Genomic DNA, 3,190 nt, shown 5'->3' with positions numbered 1-3,190 from the left:
CCGCGGGGCCGTCAGCTTCTCCGCCGTCTCCCGCCGCCTGCGCCGCGCCTGTACGACCCGTCGCTCCGCCGCCGTGAGCCCGCCCCACACGCCGTACGGCTCGGGCAGCAGCAGCGCGTGCTCCCGGCACTCGACCATCACGGGACAGCGCGCGCAGACCCGCTTCGCGGCGGCCTCGCGCGACAGCCGGTCGGCGGTGGGCTCCTTCGACGGTGCAAAGAACAGCGCGGCCTCGTCCCGCCGGCACACCGCCTCCGTGTGCCAGGGATCCCCCTCTTCCCGCCGGCCGGAGCGCTGGATCGGCACCCGGGCTTCCTGCAGGGACTGCTGGTGGGACTGCAGCACGGTCCACTCCTGACGACGGCGTTGGCGGATCAGGGACAAAGCTGTCTCGTAAGGCGTACGACCGTTCGCACCTGCAGCCGTACGGAGGAGACGATGCACGTGCTCTACCCGCTGTGCGCGCGCTTATGCGCCGAGTGGCCACCCGGGATGGAGGTGGTCCCCGGGTGTCTGCGGAGGCAGTTGGGGGTGGTGGAACGGGTCAGTGACCGAGGCCGTGCTTGCGCATCCGGTCCGTCAGGTTCTTCAGAAACTTGCCCCTTTTGCCCTTTGCCTCCACGCCGCCGAAGAGCGCGAAGCCGGTGACGACCACCACCGGCGCACGCGGGTCCTCCGCCTCCTGCGCGTGCACGTCGAAGCCCCCGAAGACGGCCGTGCCGGAGCCGCGCAGCGACACGTTCTCGGGGACCTTGATGTCGACGCCGCCGAAGATGGCGGTCGCGTTGATGACGATCTCCTGCTGGTGGAAGACCGCCTCGGTCAGGTCGATGTCCACGCCCCCGAAGAGGGCGAACGCCGACGTCCTGCGCCCCACGCTCCAACGCCCCTTGCGCGTGGAGCCGCTGAAGACCGCGACGAGGGTCTGCGACTGCGGCTGCGGGTACGACGGCGGGGGCGGCGCCGCCGCGGGCCCGGCCGCGCGCCGGCCGACCGGCAGGTCGCGTACGAGCGGCTCCAGCTCGCCCACGGTCTTGGCGTGGTAGACGCCGTCGATCCGCTCGGCGTGCTCCTCCGGGTCCAACCGCCCCTCGGCGAGCGCCTCGCGGAGGATGTCGGCGACCCGGTCGCGGTCCGCGTCGGACGCGCGCAGCTCTCCCTCCGCGACCGGCTTCTTCGACAGCGACGGCTGGGCGGCGGGCACGGGGGCGCTGTCGCGCGGGGTCTCGTCCACGGGCCCAGCGTAACCAAACGCGATACATCGTGACTAGGCCCTCGGGCGGCGGAGGGGCACCTCGCCACGGCGCGCCCGGGCGGCCGTCCTAACCTGGGAGGCGCAATGCCGCCGCCGGCCGACGACAAGGAACGCGATGACCGCCACCGCCCGACCCGCCAGCCCCGCGTTCCAGTACACGGACATCCTGCCGCTCGGCGCGGACACCACGACGTACCGCCTGCTGACCACGGAGGGCGTGCGCACGGTCGAGGCGGGCGGGCGTACGTTCCTGGAGGTCCGGCCGGAGGCGCTGCGGCTGCTCGCCGCCGAGGCGATGCACGACATCTCGCACTTCCTGCGCCCCGCCCACCTCACCCAGCTGCGCACCATCTGCGACGACCCCGAGGCGTCGCCCAACGACAAGTTCGTCGCGCTCGACCTGCTGAAGAACGCCAACATCTCGGCGGCGGGCGTGCTCCCCATGTGCCAGGACACCGGCACGGCGATCGTCATGGGCAAACGCGGTCAGTACGTACTGACCGGGGGCCGGGACGAGGAGGCGCTGTCGCGCGGGGTGTACGACGCGTACACCCGGCTCAACCTGCGCTACTCGCAGATGGCGCCGCTGACCATGTGGGACGAGAAGAACACCGGCAGCAACCTGCCGGCGCAGGTGGAGCTGTACGCCGCCGACGGGGACGCGTACAAGTTCCTCTTCATGGCCAAGGGCGGCGGCAGCGCCAACAAGTCGTTCCTCTACCAGGAGACGAAGGCCGTACTCAACGAGGCGTCGATGCTGCGCTTCCTGGAGGAGAAGATCCGCTCGCTGGGCACCGCCGCCTGCCCGCCGTACCACCTCGCGATCGTCGTCGGCGGCACCTCCGCGGAGTACGCGCTGAAGACCGCGAAGTACGCCTCCGCGCACTATCTCGACTCGCTGCCCACCGAGGGCTCCCCCGCCGGCCACGGCTTCCGCGACACCGGACTGGAGGCGAAGGTCTTCGAGCTGACGCAGACGCTCGGCATCGGCGCGCAGTTCGGCGGCAAGTACTTCTGCCATGACGTGCGCGTCGTCCGGCTGCCGCGGCACGGCGCGTCCTGCCCGGTGGCCATCGCGGTCTCCTGCTCCGCCGACCGGCAGGCGCTGGCGAAGATCACGGCGGAGGGCGTCTTCCTGGAGCAGCTGGAGCACGACCCGGCGCGCTTCCTGCCGGACACCACCGCGGCGGAGCTGACCGCGGGCTCCGCCGGGGCCATGGACGAGGCGGTGCGGATCGACCTCGCCCGGCCGATGGCCGAGGTGCGGGCGGAGCTGACGAAGTACCCGGTCAAGACGCGGCTGTCGCTGACCGGACCGCTCGTCGTGGCGCGCGACATCGCGCACGCGAAGATCAAGGAGCGCCTGGACGCGGGCGAGGAGATGCCGCAGTACCTGAAGGACCACCCCGTGTACTACGCCGGCCCGGCCAAGACCCCCGAGGGCTACGCCTCCGGCTCCTTCGGGCCGACGACGGCGGGGCGGATGGACGCGTACGTCGAGCAGTTCCAGGCGGCGGGCGGGTCGCTGGTGATGCTGGCCAAGGGCAACCGGTCCGGGCAGGTCACCGACGCCTGCGCCGCGCACGGCGGCTTCTACCTGGGCTCGATCGGCGGTCCCGCCGCGCGGCTGGCGCAGGACTGCATCAAGAAGGTCGAGGTCCTGGAGTACGAGGAGCTGGGCATGGAGGCGGTCTGGAAGATCGAGGTCGAGGACTTCCCGGCGTTCATCGTGGTGGACGACAAGGGGAACGACTTCTTCACCGACCCGGGTCCCGCGAAGCCGTTCGTCACGAGTATCCCGGTGCGGGGCGCGGCGAAGCCGTAGCGGAGCGCGTAAGGCGCCCGGGGCTCGTACGGGCGGGGAGGGGCGGCCGGGTCTCGCCGGGCGCCCCCCGCGGCCGTACGAGCCGGGCGTTGCGCCGGCGCCCTCAGCCG

At 72.0% G+C, this 3,190-nt stretch carries 3 protein-coding genes; 1 reads left to right on the top strand and 2 read right to left on the bottom strand.

Translation table 11 applies throughout. The features are described from left to right. Positions 1-345 (bottom strand): WhiB family transcriptional regulator (locus H5J30_RS23720; RefSeq protein WP_181789402.1); only part of this gene is annotated, 345 nt, incomplete at its 3' end. 199 nt (positions 346-544) lie between these two features. Next, on the bottom strand, positions 545-1,234 hold the full coding sequence (locus H5J30_RS23715) for a DUF1707 SHOCT-like domain-containing protein (protein WP_181789401.1): 690 nt from the start codon (positions 1,232-1,234) through the stop codon (positions 545-547). Between the two features lie 136 nt (positions 1,235-1,370). Here H5J30_RS23715 and H5J30_RS23710 point away from each other — a divergent pair, with 136 nt between their 5' ends. Beyond that, entirely contained in the window at positions 1,371-3,080 is a 1,710-nt protein-coding gene (locus H5J30_RS23710) for a fumarate hydratase (protein WP_181789400.1), read from the top strand. Positions 3,081-3,190: the final 110 nt, after the last annotated feature.

It is taken from the genome of Streptomyces phytophilus, assembly GCF_013870535.1.
Lineage (GTDB): Bacteria > Actinomycetota > Actinomycetes > Streptomycetales > Streptomycetaceae > Streptomyces > Streptomyces phytophilus.
Note: the sequence above shows the minus strand (reverse complement) of the source record. Positions and strands in the feature narration are given on the sequence as shown.

Bases quoted from the DNA above. Each gene is read 5' to 3' on its own strand.
- H5J30_RS23710 (WP_181789400.1), top strand. From the start codon at position 1,371: ATGACCGCCACCGCCCGACCCGCCAGCCCCGCGTTCCAGTACACGGAC.